This is a genomic window from Collinsella sp. BIOML-A6, assembly GCF_009875845.1.
Lineage (GTDB): Bacteria > Actinomycetota > Coriobacteriia > Coriobacteriales > Coriobacteriaceae > Collinsella > Collinsella aerofaciens_H.
This window is the reverse complement of sequence record NZ_WWSL01000018.1, coordinates 1-16,190: the sequence shown is the minus strand read 5'-3', so window position 1 is coordinate 16,190 and position 16,190 is coordinate 1. Positions and strand designations below refer to the sequence as shown.

The window sequence follows — 16,190 nt, the reverse complement described above, 5'->3', positions numbered from 1 at the left end:
CTAGAAGCCGAGGAATTTAACTTCCGGTCTGAGCTCGATGCCATACGCCTCCCTCACCTTTCCGTGAACATGCCTGATAACCGCGGCCACGTCATCGGCCGAGGCGGTTCCGTTATTAACGATAAAATTAGCGTGTACGGGCGAGACTTCCGCACCGCCAACCGAAAAACCCTTTAATCCACAATCCTCAATCAACTTGCCCACACTTGCGTCGGGCGGGTTGCGAAAGACCGATCCGCAGGATGCACGGCCCATGGGCTGCGTGCGCTTGCGGCGCGTCAGGTACCGCTCCATGCGCTCGCGAATGTCGGCCTTAGGCGCGGCCTTGAGCTTAAGCACGCACTCGAGAATGATCTCGTTACGCGGCAGGCTGCACTCGCGATATCCCCAAGCGATCTCGGACCCTGCATAGTGCTTAATACCGGACACCGGATCAAACGTGACCACGTCCTCGACAAGGGAGCCAATCCACTCGCTCCGCGTGCCTGCGTTCATGGACACGGCGCCGCCGACCGAACCGGGAATACCGACCGCGAACTCAAGGCCCGAAAGCCCACGCGACAAGGCGTCGTTGACCAAACGCGCGAACATCACGCCCGCACCAACGGTCAGCGTGCAACCGTCCTCGGCAACAACCGTGCGCTGGAACTCACGTCCCAGCGAGATAACGGCGCCGCGATAACCGGCATCGGCAACTAGGAGGTTGGACCCCTTACCGATAATCACCCACGGCACCCGCTCACGGTCAAGCACCGCCACGGCGCGACGCAGGGCATGATAGCTATGGCACGTCACAAAAAGGTCGGCCTTGCCGCCGATACGATAGCTTGTATGGCGTGCAAGACGTTCGTCCTCGACCACATCCGTGTCGATCATGCCCGAAAGCGCCATGACGGCGTTAAACAGACCCATAGAGGTTAAGCGTCTTTCTTGGCAGTCAGATACTCGATGAACTCGGGGCCGACGGTCGTAACGTCGCCGGCACCCATGGTGAGCAGCAGGTCGCCCTCGCCCACGAGCTTCTCAAGCTCATGGTTGAGCTCAAGACGGCTGGAGCAGTACACGACCTCCTTGCCGGGGTGCTTGGCGCGAACGGTATCTGCGAGCATCTTGGAGGTAACGCCCGGAATCGGCATCTCGCCGGCGGAGAATACATCGATCAGCAGCAGCTTATCGGCGTTGGCAAAGGCATCGGCAAAGTCATCGCACAGAGCCTGCAGGCGCGAATAGCGATGCGGTTGGAACACGACATCGACATGTTTGTAGCCCAGCGAAGAGGCGGCAGCGAGCGTCGCCTTGATCTCGGTGGGATGATGGCCGTAATCGTCAACCACCGTGATACCGTCGATATCGCCCACGTGGGTAAAGCGACGGCGGACGCCCTCAAAACTCGAAAGTGCCCGAGCGGCGGCATCGATATCGAGGCCTAGGACATGCGCGACGGTCAAGACGGCCGTGGCGTTGAGCATGTTGTGACGACCGGGGTTGCTCTTAATCTCGACAGCGTGCTCGGTGCCGTCCTCAAAGCGAACGATAAAGTCGCTCTGGATGCCCTTGACATCCGGATGTACGCAGACGATGTCGTTGTTCTCGGCAAAGCCATAGGAAAGCACATGACGGCCCGTCGACTTGGCGAGCTCGACCAGATGCGGGTCCTCGCCGCAAACGATGACGGTGCCTTCCTCGCCCACCAGCCCCATAAACTTGGCAAAGGTGGCCTCGATCTCCTCGATGCCCGAGTAGTGATCGAGATGGTCGGCCTCGACGTTGGTCACGATGACCACGTTGGGGTTCAGGAACAGGAACGAGCTGTCGGACTCGTCGGCCTCGGCGACAAAGTAGTCACCCGAGCCGTTCTTGCCGTTGGTGTCGTAGCCCTCGACGATGCCGCCGATTAAAAAGCTGGGGTCCAGACCCATGCGATCGAGCATCGTGGCGCACATCGAAGACGTCGTGGTCTTGCCGTGCGTGCCGGCAACGGCGATGGTGGTGTAGCCGTGGCCCAGGGCCGAGAGCATCTTGGCACGGGGCCACACGGGAATACCGAGCTCGCGGGCACGCACGAGCTCGGGGTTGGACTCGGGAATAGCGGTGGAGACCACAACCACGTCGGGCTTGACCTCGTCGATCGTCGCAGCCTCGTGGCCCACGTGGACCTTCACGCCGGCGCGGGTAAGCTGGCGAATATAGCGCGACGTCTTAAGATCGGAGCCGGTAACGGTATAACCGCGCTCGTGCAGGACGAGGGCGATGCCGCTCATGCCGGCGCCACCGATACCGATAAAGTGGGCGCTCTTGAACTCGGGCGCGGAGGTTGCAGTCTGGGAATCAGCCATGTGCTCGTGTACTCCTTGCGTAAACACTGCCTGTAACCCGTTAACTGTACCGCACCTACCGCATCCGCGCGAGGGCGACCGGCGATATCCCGTCTAACTAACGCAATCCCTCTACCGCGTCGGCCAAAAGTGCGGCGGCACGGTCCTGGGCCAAGCCACGCGCCGCCTGACGCATGGCATCACGCGCCGCAGCGTCATCGATCAGGTGCAGCAGCTCGTCGGCAAAGGCAGGGGCGTCGATATCGGCATCGGCGCATAGCACGCCGGCACCGGCATCGACCAGGTAACGCGCATTCGTAGTCTGGTGGTCGGCCGTAGCGTGCGGATACGGCACGAGTACCGAGGGCACGGCAAGCGCAGCGATCTCGGCCACGCTCGAGGCGCCGGAACGCGAGAGCACCAGATCGGCCGCAGCCAGCATATCGCCCATGTTGTCGATGTAGGGCTGGACACGATAGCGCTTCGCCTCCTCGGGCGTCAGCGCCAAGGCGCGCTCGGTCTCCTCAAAGCCGTCGGCACCCGTCGAATGCAAAATGTAGAGATTCCCGCGGGTCAGCAGCTCACTCTTGAGCGAGGCAACGCGCTCGTTGAGATGCCGAGCACCGAGTGAACCACCAAAGACGAGCAGAAGCGTCGCGTCCTCGGGCACACCGAGCGTCTTGCGGCCGCGAGCGCGATCGCCCTCGATCACCGAACGACGCACGGGATTGCCCGTCATGAGCACATGGTCGGGGTCGCCCTCGCGCTCAAAGACCGCGCGGGCCGCAGGTACCGAAATGCACACGCGGGCGGCATGTGAGTTCATCATCTTATTGGCCAGACCCGGAACAGAGTTCTGCTCGTGCAGCAGATACGGAACGCCGGCGCTCTTGCACCAATCCAGCAGCGGGACCTCAACGTAAGCACCAAAGCCGATAGCGGCATCGGGCTTACCGACCTTCGAGAAGTGACTGGCAAGCGCACGCTTCGCCTTGTTGACGCGCCACAGCGAGGTCAGCGCCGTCCAGGGACGCGAGCGATCGAAGCCCGTGACCGTGATGGGCACAAAATCGAATCCGGCCTCGGGAACCAGACGGCCCTCGAGCTTGCGCGATTGGCCCACGAACACAACGTGATGACCGCGGTCACGCAGCTCCTCGGCCAGGGCGAGCGCGGGGTTGATATGTCCTGCCGTGCCGCCAGCTGCAATAGCAACGGTCATCTTATCGGTCATGGTAATCCCTTCGTACACGCGGCCCCTGGTCATCGGTGCGCAAACGCGCCGATGGGTCCGAATTCAAATCGATTCGATTATATCCACCGTACGCATTGCGAGGAGTGGGACGCTGAGGACGACCTTGCGGCGCCGTTCGCTGACGCGGACGGGCTTCCGGCTCGGTCGCAGAGCCATCCAGGACGGTAAAGTCGTTACGCGAAGATCGATAGCCGCGCACGTGGGGCATGCCGGCGGTACTCTCATCCATAACGGCAAAGCTCTCGCGGCGACGGTCGTACTCATCGCGACGGGCACTCTCATACGAAACGCGCAGGATCAGACCGGCGAGCATAAGCGACACAATAATCGACGAGCCACCGTAGCTAATAAACGGCAGCGGCTTGCCCGTCATGGGAAACACATTGAGAATACCCAGCGCGTTGATCAAAAACTGCACCGCAAGGATGACCGCGGAACCCGATGCCATAAGTGCTCCGCGACGGTCGCTCGCCTGCTCGGCAATGCGAAACGCCGAGTAGATCAGCATCGCAAATACCAAGAAGAACAGCACGGTTCCGATAAAGCCAACTTCCTCGCCGATAATAGCCAAGATGTAGTCGTTATGCGCCTCGGGCAAATACGAGTACTTCATGGTGGAGTTGCCGATACCGCGACCGAATAGGCCGCCCGAGGCAAACGCCATGATGGCAAGCGTTGCCTGATAGCCGTCACCATATTCGTCTGCCCAAGGATTCCAAGCAACCTCGACACGCGTCATACGATACGGCTCGGCGATAAGGGCGATCGCAATGACGGCGATGCCGGCAACGACCGTCCAAACGATATATTTGGGGTCCAATCCCGCAAACAACGCCATGCACATGAGGGTCAACAAGATGATCAAAACGGTGCCGAAATCGGGCTGAATAAAGATCAGAAAGAGAGAAATGCCGAGGTAGACGCCCATCTTGCGTAGAAACTCGTTGATGTTGCCGCCGGGCGAAAAGATGCGGTCGAGCATGATTGCCGAATACGCGATGGCGAACGGCTTTAAAAACTCAGACGGCTGGAACTGAATACCGGCGATGTTGAGCCAGCGCGTGGCGCCACGACTGCCGCTGCCCACCAAGAACACCAGAAACAGGAGCCCTATCATGCCTATGAGGAAAATCCTGAGCACGTCTTCCCCAAACCAACTGTCCGGCAAGATGCGCACGATGGCAACCATAGCCAGCACGCCAACTCCGGCAAACGCGGCCTGTCGAGACAGGAAAAACGTCGCCGAACCATTCTCGTGCAGCGCCTCGACCGAAGATGCCGAGTACACCATCAGCAAGCCAAAGCAAACCAAGCTAAACAGGCAGGCCATAAATATCAAACGGGGGCGCATGATGCGGGCGGGGACGCCGGCAATATAGCGTTCACCGAACGTCTGCCCGCCGTGTCCGGAACGCGGCGTGCTACGCAGCGAGGAAGCACGGTCCGAGTCGGGCCTCCTCATATCACTTCGGGGGCTCCCCTCTCTCACTGGCAACCCCTATTCCGTTTGCGATTTCGCTGCTGCAGCAAGCTGGGCAACATAGTCCTTAAACACGCGACCGCGCTCCTCGTAGCCCGAGAACTCGTCGAACGAGGAGCAAGCGGGCGAAAGCAGGATCACGTCGCCGCGGCTCGAGAGCGAGCGGGCAACGTCAACGGCATCGCGCAGATCATCGGCCTGGGCGATATCCACGTCACCATCGACATCGGCCTCGTCCATAGCGGCGGTAAAGCGCTCGCGCGCATCTCCAAAGCAAACGACCGAGCGCACGTTGTCCATAACGACGCGGGCAAAGTCCGCAAGCGGCGTGCCCTTATCGTGGCCACCGAGCAGCAAAATCACATCGTCGTCGGGAAACGCCGTCAGAGCCTTTTCGACCGCATCGGTGTTCGTTGCCTTGGAATCGTTGACGTAGCGCACGCCATCGATCTCGCCGCAGGGTTCCACGCGGTGTTCGAGCGGCTGGAACGATGCCAAACCGCGGCAAATGCCCTCGGGATCGGCACCGACGGCCAGAGCAGCCGTGGCAGCACAAAGGGCGTTGATGACATTGTGATGGCCCGAGATCCTGAGCTCGGACGTGGCGACAAGCTGAGTCTCGACGCCCTTCAGGCGAACGACCATCTTGCCGTCGCGCACAAAGGCGGCGTCTGCACCCTCGGGCTCGTCAAAAGCGACCTTGCAGATGCGGCGAGACGGTGTGTAGATGCACTCATCGAACTCATGGATGCCGGCATCCTCAACGTCGATAACCACGAGGTCGTCGTCGACCATATTCTCGAACAACTTGATCTTGGCAAGCGCATAGTTCTTGTGGCTCTTGTGCCAGCCCAGGTGGTCGGGCGTGATGTTGAGCAGCACCGCCACGCGAGGATGAAGCTCGGCGGTCGTAGCAATCTGATAACTCGACAGCTCGGCCACAAACCACTCATTGTGTGCGCGGCCGTCAACCTCGTTCACCGGCGGCTCACCGATATTGCCGACGGCCACGCTGGCTTCACCGGCGGCCTTGAGCAGATAATCGGTTAGCGATGTGGTAGTTGTCTTGCCGTTGGTGCCCGTGATGGCAATCCAATTTTGGGGAGACAGGCGATAGGCAAACTCGGGCTCGCCCATAATCTGAGCAGCATGTTCACGCCCAGCCTTAAAGAAGGCCGAGAACTCCGAGATACCCGGGCATGTCACGCACACGTCATAGGCACCCTCGACCTGCTCGGTGCCGTAGACAAACGACGCGCCCTGCGCCTCGAGCGCACGTGTGGCGTCATTGGGCTCGGAGGTACCGCCGCCATACACGGTCGTGGCGCTCACACGCTCGGGGTGAGCCAACGCCCAGCGGGCGACATCGAGACCGGATTTACCCTGCCCCAAAACAAGCAGGCTAAAGACATCAGCAAGAGGCATGAAAGACCACTATCCCAACTGGAAGAACAGGGCGAGGCCAACGGCGCCAAAGGCCGCGGCGATAATCCAAAAACGGATAACGACCTTGGTCTCGGCCCAGCCCTTCTTTTCGAAATGATGATGAATGGGCGCCATAAGGAAGACGCGCTTGTGCGTAAAGTGGAAGTAGACAACCTGGATCATGACCGACAGGGTCTCGACGATAAACAGACCGCCGATGATGAGGGAAACGACTTCGGTGTTGGTAATGATGGAGGTGCAGGCAAAAGCGGCACCCAGGGCAAGCGAGCCGGTATCGCCCATAAAGATGCTCGCCGGGTAGCAATTGAACCACAAAAAGCCCAGGCAGGCACCGGCGCACGCCGTGCAGAAGATGGACAGGTTCACGTCACCGTGCAAAAACGCCATGGCGGCCATGGCGAGCATGGCGATCATGGAAGTGCCGCCGGCAAGGCCGTCCAGGCCATCGGTCAGGTTCACCGCATTGGAAAGACCGGCGATCATCAGCCAGCAAAATACGATGTAGAGCCACGGAAACGAAAGGCCACAGATGGTGGTCGAAAGAACACCGAGGTCAATCGTCAGGCCGCCGGGAAAACGAATCTCAGGGGCGACGCCGCACCAATTGACGGCGAGCACGGTAAAGGTGACGCAGATGATGGTCAGACCGATCATCTTGGCGTGAGGCGTCAGGCCGAGCGAACGACCATGCGTGACGGAGGTCAGGTCGTCGATGAGACCCAAAACGCCGGTGGCCAGCGTGGCAAGCAGCACGAGCACGAGCTCGGTGGTGAGCTTGCCCATCAGCAGGCAAGTCAGCGAGATCGCGACAAGGATGATGACGCCGCCCATGGTGGGCGTACCCTGTTTAATCAAATGACGCTTGGGGCCGTCAGCTCGGACCTGTTGGCCGATACCCTCGACCTTTAGCAGCCTGATCCACCACGGCATAAGCAGCAACGCAATGGCGGCAGCGATGCCAAGTCCCAAAAAGGCCTGATACGTAGGATACGAGGGATTGCCGAACATGGGCTAGCACACACCTTCCACAAAGCGGTCGAGCTCAACAAAACGGGAACCCTTGACCAGTACAACATCATGATTTTCAAGCGCGCCGCCCATGTGGTCGAGCACCTGCTGATAATCGGAGAACACCTGGATGCGGTCCTCATCCATACCCATCATGCGTGCGGCATCGGCCATGAGCTGAGCCAGCTCACCGCCGACGCACGCGAGCATGTCGAGCTTCTTGGCGGCGGCATAGGCGCCCACGAGCTCATGCATGCGGGGAGCCTCGTCGCCCATCTCGCCCATCTCGCCCAAGATCGCCATGCGCGAACCGTCACAGATGAGTGAGCACAGCAAATCGAGGCCGGCAGCCATAGACTCGGCACTGGCGTTATATGAGTCGTCGATGATGCGTGCCCCGCTCTTGGCGCGCTTGATCTCCTGACGGTGACCGGTGATTGTAAGGCCCCTAAAGGCAGTATCGATCTGCACGGGCGTCACGCCCAGACGATAGGCGACCGCGGCGGCCTTGACGGCATTGGGCACGGACTGCACGCCGGGAATGGCCAGCATGGTATCGACCGTGTCGCCCTGACCAAAGTCGAGCGTAAAGACCGGATGGCCCTCGTCGTCGACGCGAATGTCGCGTGCGCGGACCTCGTCGTCGTCCGAGACACCGGCCAGCATCACGTCAATACCCGCAGGCCGGGCGAACGTATCGCGAATGAACGGTGTAAAGTCGTCCTCGCCGCCCAAAACCAGCAACGGCGAGAAGTCGCCGGCGGCGCACATGCCCTGGACAATCTCGGACTTGGCGCGGGCGATGTTCTCGCGGCTGCCCAGGATACCGATATGGGAGGTTCCGATCTTGCTCACGATGGCGAGATTGGGGTTGGCAGACTGGGACAGGCGCTCAATCTCATGAAAATGGTTCATGCCCATCTCGAGCACCAGAACCTCGGTATCGGCCGGAGCGGAAAGCACTGTGAGCGGCATGCCGATCAAGTTGTTGAAATTGCCCTTCGTGGCCCAGACGCGATAACGCTTGGCGAGCACGGCGGCGAGCACGTCCTTGGTCGTCGTCTTGCCAATCGAACCGGTAATGCCGACGACCAGGCAGCCAAGCTCCAAGCGATATACATGCGCCAGGCGCAGCAAGAACTCCTCGGGGTCGTCGGTCAGCAAGATGGCGCATCCCTTGTCCCGCGCCAGCGAAACCAGCTCGGCATCGGGCTCGCGCGTCATCACGACGGCACCGGCACCCGACTCGATGGCACAGGAGGCAAAATCATTGCCGTCGACCTTTTCGCCGGGGAAGGCGACAAAGATCGTCCCCTCCTCGACCTGGCGCGAGTCGATAACGCACCCGCGGCATACCCGATCGACTTCTTCCGTCACGGTTCGGGCCCCCGTTGAGGCCGCGAGGTTGTTGACGGCGATCTCTATCATTGCAGCTCCCCTGTAAACCTAATAATGCTATCGGCGTATTGTATCCCACTGCCATGCGCGCGTGGTGCAGGGCATGTGAACACCCTTCAGATCAAACGGCAGACCACGCTCAAGACTGTAACCCCCTACTTTGTGCGCGGAATACCCAGCACGTCGAGCGCGTTGGCCATAATGGACTGGAATGGCACCGCGGCGGCATCCGAGCCACTCGGCGTTCCATCGAGTGTGATATAGCACAGCACCTTGGGCGATTGTGCCGGCGCAAAGCCCATAAAGGACGACATGTAGTTCTCCTTGAGGTAACCGCCGTTCTCGTCAGCACGCTCGGCCGTACCGGTCTTGCCCGCCACGTCATAGCCATCGACCGCACCGCCGACGCCCATGCCTTCGGACACGACCGTCTGCATGCACGATGTCACCTGGGCGGCAGCGTCCTCCGAAATCACACGCTCGCCTTCGCCCCAGTCCTTCTCATCGCCCTTGCTGGACTTATAGAAGTGCGGAGTCATCATCACGCCGCCGTTCGCGATGCCGCCCACGGCACGCGCAACCTCAATCGGAGAGACGGACAGCGCTTGGCCAAAGCTCATCGAGCCCAGCGTGGCGCCGTCGTACTGGTCGCGCTCCTTGACGATGCCCAGACTCTCACCCGGAAAATCGACACCGGAGCTATGACCGATACCCCACTTGTCCACATAGGCGGCAAAATCATCGGCACCGATCTTGCGTCCCACCAGGACAAAGCCCACATTGGACGAACGGCGCATCATCTCGCGAACGTCCATGGTCATGGTGTAGTCACGCTTATCGGCGTCGGTAACGGTGTCGTCGCCAACCTTAATGCTCGCCGGCACCGCAAACGACGTGTTCGAACGCACGGCGCCCAAGTCGAAGCCGGCACCGGCCACGAGCGTCTTAAAGACCGAGCCGGGCTCGTAGGCATCGGTAACCAGGCGCAAGTTCATGTCCTCGGTCTTGGCGTTTTCCAGATCGGTCTGGTCATATGTCGGATACGAACATGCCGCCAGAATCTCGCCCGTCGTGGGATCGGTGACCAGGGCCGAGCCATTCTTGGCCTTAGTCTTCTCGACTGCCTCGGCCAGGGCGTCCTCGGCGGCACGCTGGATATTGACATCGAGCGTCGTCACGATGTCCACGCCGTCCACCGCGGCAACCTTCTTATAGGCGCCGCCCGCGATATAGCTACCGTCCCTCGCCCGCTCACGCACCAGCGAACCGTTGGTTCCGGTCAAAAGCTTGTTGTATTGTTTTTCGATGCCCGTCAGACCGTCGTTGTCCACGTTTACCACGCCAAGCACCTGCGATGCCAGGTTGCCGTAGGGGTACACGCGCTTCATGGCCTGCTCAAAGAGCACGCCCGGCAGGTTCTTCTTCTCCAGCGCCGCGGCATCGTCCTCGTCCACCTGACGTTTGATATACACCCAGGTGCCATCGGACAAAACGAGATCCCGACAGGTTTTTTTATCGATGCCCGTAGCTTTGACCAGTGCCGATACCGTCTTGTCAACGTCCTCGATAAGCTGAGGATTCACGGCGATGTTGCGGCATTCGACCGATGACGTCAGCACGTTGCCGTTACGGTCGTAGATAGTACCGCGCTTGGCATACAGCGTCTGCGCAAGCAAGCGACGTGCATCGGCGCGGTCGCGCAACTTATCGGCTTCCACGATTTGATAGTCGGCAAGGCGAAGGACGCCCAAACCCAAGCCAAGCCCGATGAAGCCCATGACGGCTTTACGACGGGGCAGCGGCGTGCCCGTGAGCCATTCGGTCGACGACGAGCTCTTGCGCGGTCTGGTGTTATGTATTTGAGGACCACTCGAGCCACGGAGACGCGACGCAGGGTCGTTGCCATAGGACGGTCTCGCGTTGTAAGATGGCCGACCCGTTCCTTGATAACCAGAACGTCCCCGCGATGAGGGACGTCCAGAACCGCGACCCCCGTCGGAACCGCGGCGATAGTCATTTGTCATACTCAGCTACCGTCTTGTTACTGAGCGGCCGTGGTCGAGCTAGCGCCCGCGGCTGCATCCTGCGAAAAATCAAGTGTAACGCTCTCGCTGGGCTCCACCATGCCATAAGCGCCCGCAAGGTCGCGAATGCGCGTGTCGGCACCATATACCGAATGCATGACCTCCAAGTCTGAGCTCTCATCGGTCGCCTTCTCGAGCGTGTTGGTAAGCGCGGCGTTGCTGTTGAGCACCTGGGCCGTAGCGCCGGCGAGCGCCACACGGGCGACACCGATCGTCATGAAGATAGCCGCTATGATGCAAAACGTTTTAAGAACGCTCATGAAAACCGGGCTTACCGCCTGGTTTGCCTGACGGCCCGCGCCTGTGTAGACATCAAAGCGCGGCGTGCGCTGCTCGCGGGGAGCAACAGGAGCCTGCGGTGTCTCACGATAGGCGGGCATGGCGTTCATATCATAGGCAAGTGCTGCGTTTGAGGTGTTGTAGCCCATGATATGCCGCCTCCCATCCCGAGTACGTTGGTAGTGTGTTTAAGCTTCGTTTGTGGTACGAGCGGGAGGTCCAATATCGCGCGGTCACGTCTACAGACGCTGCGCCACGCGGATCTTGGCTGATCTCGCCCGAGGGTTGCGCGCAACCTCATCGGGTTGGGCAACCAGGGGTTTGCGGGTGATGACCTTGAGTATCGGCACGTTGCCGCACACGCACACCGGAATCTCCGGCGGACACGTGCACCCCTGGCTCATCTCCTTAAAGTGGTTCTTTACGATACGGTCCTCGAGCGAGTGATACGAGATGACGCAAATACGTCCGCCCGGGTTGAGCCACCTTGTGGCGGCGTCAAGCCCTCGCTCGAGCACATCGAGTTCGTGATTGACCTCGATGCGAATAGCCTGGAAACTTTTCTTGGCTGGGTGTCCGCCATGCCGACGAGCGGCAGCGGGGATGCCAGCCTTGATGATCTCGACAAACTGGCCGGTGGTTTCGATCGGCTCATGCTCGCGACGGCGCACAATCTCACGTGCGATCTGCGAGGCGAACTTCTCTTCGCCGTAGACGCGTAGAATCCGGGCGAGGTCGTGTTCGTTATAGGTGTTGATGACCTCAGCTGCGTTTAAGGTGTTGTTACCCGGATCCATCCGCATGTCCAATGGGGCATCCTCGTTGTACGAAAAGCCCCTGCCGGGGATATCGAGTTGCGGCGACGAAACGCCCAAGTCGAACAGGAAGCCATCGACCCCGGGCACCTCGGCCGAGCAAAGCAGCTCGTCCAAGTCGCCGAAGTTGCCCTTCAGCAGCTGGTGCGGTACGCCGGGAACCTCGCGGTCCAGACGGGCGCCAGCAGCCTCGAGGGCCATGTCGTCCTGATCGACGCCGAGCAAAAGGCCGGTCTCCCCCACCTGCGCGGCCATCTTTACCGAATGGCCGGCACCGCCAAGGGTGCAGTCGCAGACGACGGAGCCGCTCTTTAGCTGCAGCGACTCAAGCACTTCGCCGAGCATGACGGGTTCATGCCGATATTCTTGTGTCAAGATCCCACGCTCCATCCGTCACTCGTGCCTTGCCCTTACGAGAAGAAGAGGTCCAGCAGGGCCTCGTCGTCATCGTCCTCATCGGCCGTAGCGCGGTCCCAAACCTCAAGGTGGTCGTAGTTGCCCACAACCGTGACCTCGCGGTCGAGGTTCGCCTGCTTGCGGAGAGACTCAGAAAGACCGATACGACCCGCGCTGTCCACGTCCATCGACGTGGTGCGCTTGTTGATCGCCCTCATGAGCTTCTGGTCGTTGATGTCACGCGGGTTAAAACCCTCGTGGCCCTCACGACCCGCGAAGAGTCCTTCGACCCACTTATCGAAGGCCTCGGCAGAGAACACGTACAGAGCATCGACATCCAGGGCTTTGAACACGCGAACGTGCTCTCCAAGCTCCTCGCGAAGGGGTGCAGGCAGGGATAGACGACCTTTTGCATCGAGATTGCGCTCGTATGCACCCGTCATTCCCATGTGCGCCCTCCCCTCGGTTACTCAGATGGCACGTACGCGGGGAACCACCCCGCCTGTCGACGTCATCAATAATATGGGGAACCGCCCCATATTTCAACACTTTTCCCCACCCCTTCCCCCACCTCTCCCCACCACTCCACCCCCAATATGTTGCAAAACACCCCCGAGCATATGTTCGAAAACACAATATGTTGTGTTTATAGCAAAGGCGGGATGCCACCTGTAGAACCACGCCCGCGAACCTCAACCTTCAAGTTGACCTTGAGGCGATTTTTACGTCCCTTTACACACCGTTCACATCGCCCCCAAACTCCCCCACCCACGGTACACACGGCCCACCACCGCGTCGGTGTCTGGCGAAAAATGGGACGGGCCCCAGATTGCCCATGCGCGCAAAAGTGCGTCTCGGCAATCTGGGGCCCGTCCCCCTTAATATGTATAAATATGCAGGTCAGCGAGGTGTTAGCGATGTGCCAGCGGATGCGCCGCCAGATAGACTTCGGTCAGTTGCGCGCGGTCGACATGCGTGTAGACCTGCGTGGTCGAAATATCGGCATGGCCCAAAATCTCCTGCAGCACACGCAGGTCGGCACCGCCCGCGAGCATGTGGGTGGCAAAGGAGTGGCGCAAGGTATGGGGATGGAGCCCCACCAGCCCCACCTGGCGCCCATACCGCTCGCATATCGCATGAACAGCTTGGCGCGACAAGCGACGTCCGTTCTTATTTAAAAAGACCGCCAAGGTCTCCGTCCCGTGAGCATGGGCGGCCAGGAGAGTGCGCCCGTCACCTATATAGTGTGTCAGGGCACGCGCCGCGCTTCCCACCAACGGGGCCAGACGCTCCTTGGAGCCCTTACCGCGCACCAAGACAAACCCGTCATCAATATGGATATCGCCCACATCGAGCCCAACCAGCTCACTCACGCGCAAGCCGCAACCGTAAAGCACTTCCAAGATGGCATGATCGCGCAGTCCCATCTCGCCCTCGGGAAAGTCTTGATCGAGCAATGCCGAGACATCCTCCACCGAAAGGTATTCCGGCAGGCGATCTGCCTTTTTGGGCAGGCGCAACGCCGCCGTCGGGTTTTGGGCCACGGCCCCATCGCGCACCAAAAAGGCATGCAGGCCCTTCACGGCAGCGAGCGCACGCTCCACCGAGGCGTCGGAATAGCCTCCGTCACGGCGATCGGCAACAAAGCCTTCCACGACCTGACGGCTCACATCTTCAAAAGACGCAATGTCAGCCCGCTCCAAATAGGCGCAGTACGTCGTCAGGTCACGACGGTAGGCCGCAATCGTATTGCGCGCCAAGCCCCGCTCGACCGCAAGGTAATCGAGATACTCCCCCGCCGCCACAGCGAGCGACGAGGGAGTAGCTTCGGCATATTCTTGGTTCGCCGGCACCCTTAGTCCGTAGCGAGGTTCATGGGCGTCACCTGCACGCGATCGACGCCCTCATGCTGGCCAATCGAGGCGCGCACGAACTCGCGGAACAGCGGCTGCGGGTTGGTCGGACGGCTCTTGAACTCGGGATGAGCCTGGGTGGCCACATACCACGGATGTACGTCGCGCGGCAGCTCGACCATCTCGACCAGACGCTCGTCGGGCGAAAGGCCCGAGATAACCAGACCGGCGTCCTCGAGCTGGTCACGGAAGGCGTTGTTGAACTCAAAACGGTGACGGTGACGCTCGTAGACGAGCTCCTCCCCATAGGCCTCACGCGCGAGGGAATCGGCAGCAAGCTTGCATGGATAGGCACCCAGACGCATGGTGCCGCCCTTCTCGGTCACGTCCTCCTGCGAGCTCATCAGGTCGATTACGCTATACGGGCCATCCGGATCGAACTCGGAAGAGCTGGCACCGGCAAGGCCGACCACGTTGCGGGCAAATTCGCACACGGCCACCTGCATACCCAGGCAAATGCCCAGATACGGAATCTTGTGCTCGCGGGCGAACTCGGCCGCCAGGATCTTGCCCTCCAGGGCACGCTTGCCAAAGCCGCCAGGGACCAAGATGCCCGAGGCGTCACCCAGGATCTCGGAGACGTTCTGCTCGTCGAGGCTCTCGCCATCGACCAGCTGCACGTCAACGTGGCGATCGAAGAACACGCCCGCGTGGTGCAGGGCCTCGATAACCGACAGGTAGGCATCGGGCAGCTGCGTATACTTGCCCACGACGGCGATCTTCACCTTGTCGGCGTGCTGGTTGGCATGGTTCTGCTTGCGCAGGAACTCGTTCCACTCACTCATGTTACGCTCACGCGGGTCCAGACCCAGACGCTCGCAAATGCGCAGGTCAAAGTCCTGCTCGGCGAGCAGCTGCGGGACATCGTAGATGCTCGCGCAGTCCTCGTTGGTAAAGACACAGTCGGTGTCGACGTCGCAGAAGCTTGCGATCTTGCCGCGGATGGCATCGTCGATATGGTGGTCGGAGCGCAAAACGATAATATCGGGCTGGATACCAAAGCTGCGGAGCTCCTTGACGGAGTGCTGCGTCGGCTTGGTCTTGACCTCGTGGGCGGCAGCGATATAGGGAACGAGCGACACGTGGATGTAGCAGACGTTCTCGGGGCCGGCCTCCTTGCGATACTGGCGAATGGCCTCGACAAACGGCTGCGACTCGATGTCGCCGATGGTGCCGCCCAACTCAGTGATGACCACGTCGGAACCGGTCTGCTCCTCAATACGACGGAACTTATCCTTAATGGCGTTCGTGACGTGCGGAATCACCTGCACGGTGCCGCCCAAAAAATCACCGCGACGTTCACGGGCGATCAGGCTCTTATAGATGGCACCGGTCGTAAAGTTGGAATCGCGGGTCAGGTTCTCGTCAATAAAGCGCTCGTAGTGGCCCAGGTCCAGATCGGACTCGTAGCCGTCCTCGGTCACAAAGACCTCGCCATGCTGGAACGGGCTCATGGTGCCGGGGTCGACGTTCAGATACGGGTCGGCCTTTTGCATCGTTACCTTGTAGCCGCGCGACTTGAGCAGACGGCCCAGCGAGGCCGCGGTAATACCCTTGCCCAGAGACGAAACCACGCCGCCGGTCACGAACACATGCTTGGTCATATTGAGTTACCTGCACTTCCCGTAGAAGTTGTCCATACACATCTTACGGGTCTTCATTGTAATACTCGCGACGCGCGACGCACACAATTTTCTTACGCGCAATCGCATTTCTCCATCTCGCCTTGATTATCAACTTTATCCGAACACCTCCCACATTCATCCGCACATGTGCGGATGAATGTGGGAACCCGATACCT

The 16,190-nt window shown here is 60.3% G+C and carries 13 protein-coding genes; all 13 read right to left on the bottom strand.

Annotated elements, in window-relative coordinates:
* The 13 genes from murB to GT495_RS07055 all read right to left on the bottom strand — a co-directional run bounded on the left by murB (position 1) and on the right by GT495_RS07055 (position 15,993).
* Positions 1–912: a UDP-N-acetylmuramate dehydrogenase gene (gene murB / locus GT495_RS07115; RefSeq protein WP_161162097.1), complete on the bottom strand. Its 912-nt coding sequence runs from the start codon at positions 910–912 to the stop codon at positions 1–3.
* 5 nt (positions 913–917) lie between these two features.
* The gene (murC, locus tag GT495_RS07110) at positions 918–2,336 is read right to left on the bottom strand and encodes a UDP-N-acetylmuramate--L-alanine ligase (protein ID WP_161162096.1); all 1,419 of its coding nucleotides are present in this window, start codon (positions 2,334–2,336) and stop codon (positions 918–920) included.
* A gap of 97 nt (positions 2,337–2,433) precedes the next feature.
* Entirely contained in the window at positions 2,434–3,549 is a 1,116-nt protein-coding gene (murG, locus tag GT495_RS07105) for an undecaprenyldiphospho-muramoylpentapeptide beta-N-acetylglucosaminyltransferase (protein WP_161162095.1), read from the bottom strand.
* On the bottom strand, positions 3,539–5,032 hold the full coding sequence (gene ftsW / locus GT495_RS07100) for a putative lipid II flippase FtsW (protein WP_161162094.1): 1,494 nt from the start codon (positions 5,030–5,032) through the stop codon (positions 3,539–3,541). The genes murG and ftsW overlap by 11 nt, the downstream gene beginning before the upstream one ends.
* A 36-nt stretch (positions 5,033–5,068) precedes the next feature.
* A complete protein-coding gene (gene murD / locus GT495_RS07095; RefSeq protein WP_152076149.1) occupies positions 5,069–6,475 on the bottom strand; it encodes a UDP-N-acetylmuramoyl-L-alanine--D-glutamate ligase in 1,407 nt (468 codons plus the stop codon).
* A 9-nt stretch (positions 6,476–6,484) separates the two neighbouring features.
* Entirely contained in the window at positions 6,485–7,504 is a 1,020-nt protein-coding gene (mraY, locus tag GT495_RS07090) for a phospho-N-acetylmuramoyl-pentapeptide-transferase (RefSeq protein ID WP_152078940.1), read from the bottom strand.
* Positions 7,505–7,507: 3 nt separating this feature from the next.
* Positions 7,508–8,932, bottom strand: a complete 1,425-nt coding sequence (murF, locus tag GT495_RS07085; protein ID WP_161162093.1) for a UDP-N-acetylmuramoyl-tripeptide--D-alanyl-D-alanine ligase — start codon at positions 8,930–8,932, stop codon at positions 7,508–7,510.
* 125 nt (positions 8,933–9,057) lie between these two features.
* Positions 9,058–10,680, bottom strand: a complete 1,623-nt coding sequence (locus tag GT495_RS07080; protein ID WP_161162092.1) for a penicillin-binding protein 2 — start codon at positions 10,678–10,680, stop codon at positions 9,058–9,060.
* Between the two features lie 263 nt (positions 10,681–10,943).
* Positions 10,944–11,414 (bottom strand): hypothetical protein, encoded by a 471-nt coding sequence (locus GT495_RS07075; protein ID WP_152078943.1) that lies wholly within the window; start codon positions 11,412–11,414, stop codon positions 10,944–10,946.
* A gap of 90 nt (positions 11,415–11,504) precedes the next feature.
* Positions 11,505–12,470, bottom strand: coding sequence for a 16S rRNA (cytosine(1402)-N(4))-methyltransferase RsmH (rsmH, locus tag GT495_RS07070; protein WP_117636014.1), 966 nt, complete (start codon positions 12,468–12,470; stop codon positions 11,505–11,507).
* Positions 12,471–12,490: 20 nt separating this feature from the next.
* Positions 12,491–12,925 (bottom strand): division/cell wall cluster transcriptional repressor MraZ, encoded by a 435-nt coding sequence (locus tag GT495_RS07065; protein WP_035137949.1) that lies wholly within the window; start codon positions 12,923–12,925, stop codon positions 12,491–12,493.
* Positions 12,926–13,387: 462 nt separating this feature from the next.
* Entirely contained in the window at positions 13,388–14,329 is a 942-nt protein-coding gene (xerD, locus tag GT495_RS07060) for a site-specific tyrosine recombinase XerD (protein ID WP_370457616.1), read from the bottom strand.
* Positions 14,330–14,331: 2 nt separating this feature from the next.
* Positions 14,332–15,993, bottom strand: coding sequence for a CTP synthase (locus GT495_RS07055; RefSeq protein ID WP_152074019.1), 1,662 nt, complete (start codon positions 15,991–15,993; stop codon positions 14,332–14,334).
* Positions 15,994–16,190 lie beyond the last annotated feature (197 nt).

Coding starts and splice junctions, on each gene's coding strand:
- murF (WP_161162093.1), bottom strand. CDS start 8,932: ATGATAGAGATCGCCGTCAACAACCTCGCGGCCTCAACGGGGGCCCGA.
- murG (WP_161162095.1), bottom strand. CDS start 3,549: ATGACCGATAAGATGACCGTTGCTATTGCAGCTGGCGGCACGGCAGGA.
- murB (WP_161162097.1), bottom strand. CDS start 912: ATGGGTCTGTTTAACGCCGTCATGGCGCTTTCGGGCATGATCGACACG.
- GT495_RS07065 (WP_035137949.1), bottom strand. CDS start 12,925: ATGGGAATGACGGGTGCATACGAGCGCAATCTCGATGCAAAAGGTCGT.
- GT495_RS07080 (WP_161162092.1), bottom strand. CDS start 10,680: ATGGGCTTCATCGGGCTTGGCTTGGGTTTGGGCGTCCTTCGCCTTGCC.
- GT495_RS07075 (WP_152078943.1), bottom strand. CDS start 11,414: ATGGGCTACAACACCTCAAACGCAGCACTTGCCTATGATATGAACGCC.
- murC (WP_161162096.1), bottom strand. CDS start 2,336: ATGGCTGATTCCCAGACTGCAACCTCCGCGCCCGAGTTCAAGAGCGCC.
- ftsW (WP_161162094.1), bottom strand. CDS start 5,032: ATGAGGAGGCCCGACTCGGACCGTGCTTCCTCGCTGCGTAGCACGCCG.
- murD (WP_152076149.1), bottom strand. CDS start 6,475: ATGCCTCTTGCTGATGTCTTTAGCCTGCTTGTTTTGGGGCAGGGTAAA.
- GT495_RS07055 (WP_152074019.1), bottom strand. CDS start 15,993: ATGACCAAGCATGTGTTCGTGACCGGCGGCGTGGTTTCGTCTCTGGGC.
- rsmH (WP_117636014.1), bottom strand. CDS start 12,470: ATGGAGCGTGGGATCTTGACACAAGAATATCGGCATGAACCCGTCATG.
- mraY (WP_152078940.1), bottom strand. CDS start 7,504: ATGTTCGGCAATCCCTCGTATCCTACGTATCAGGCCTTTTTGGGACTT.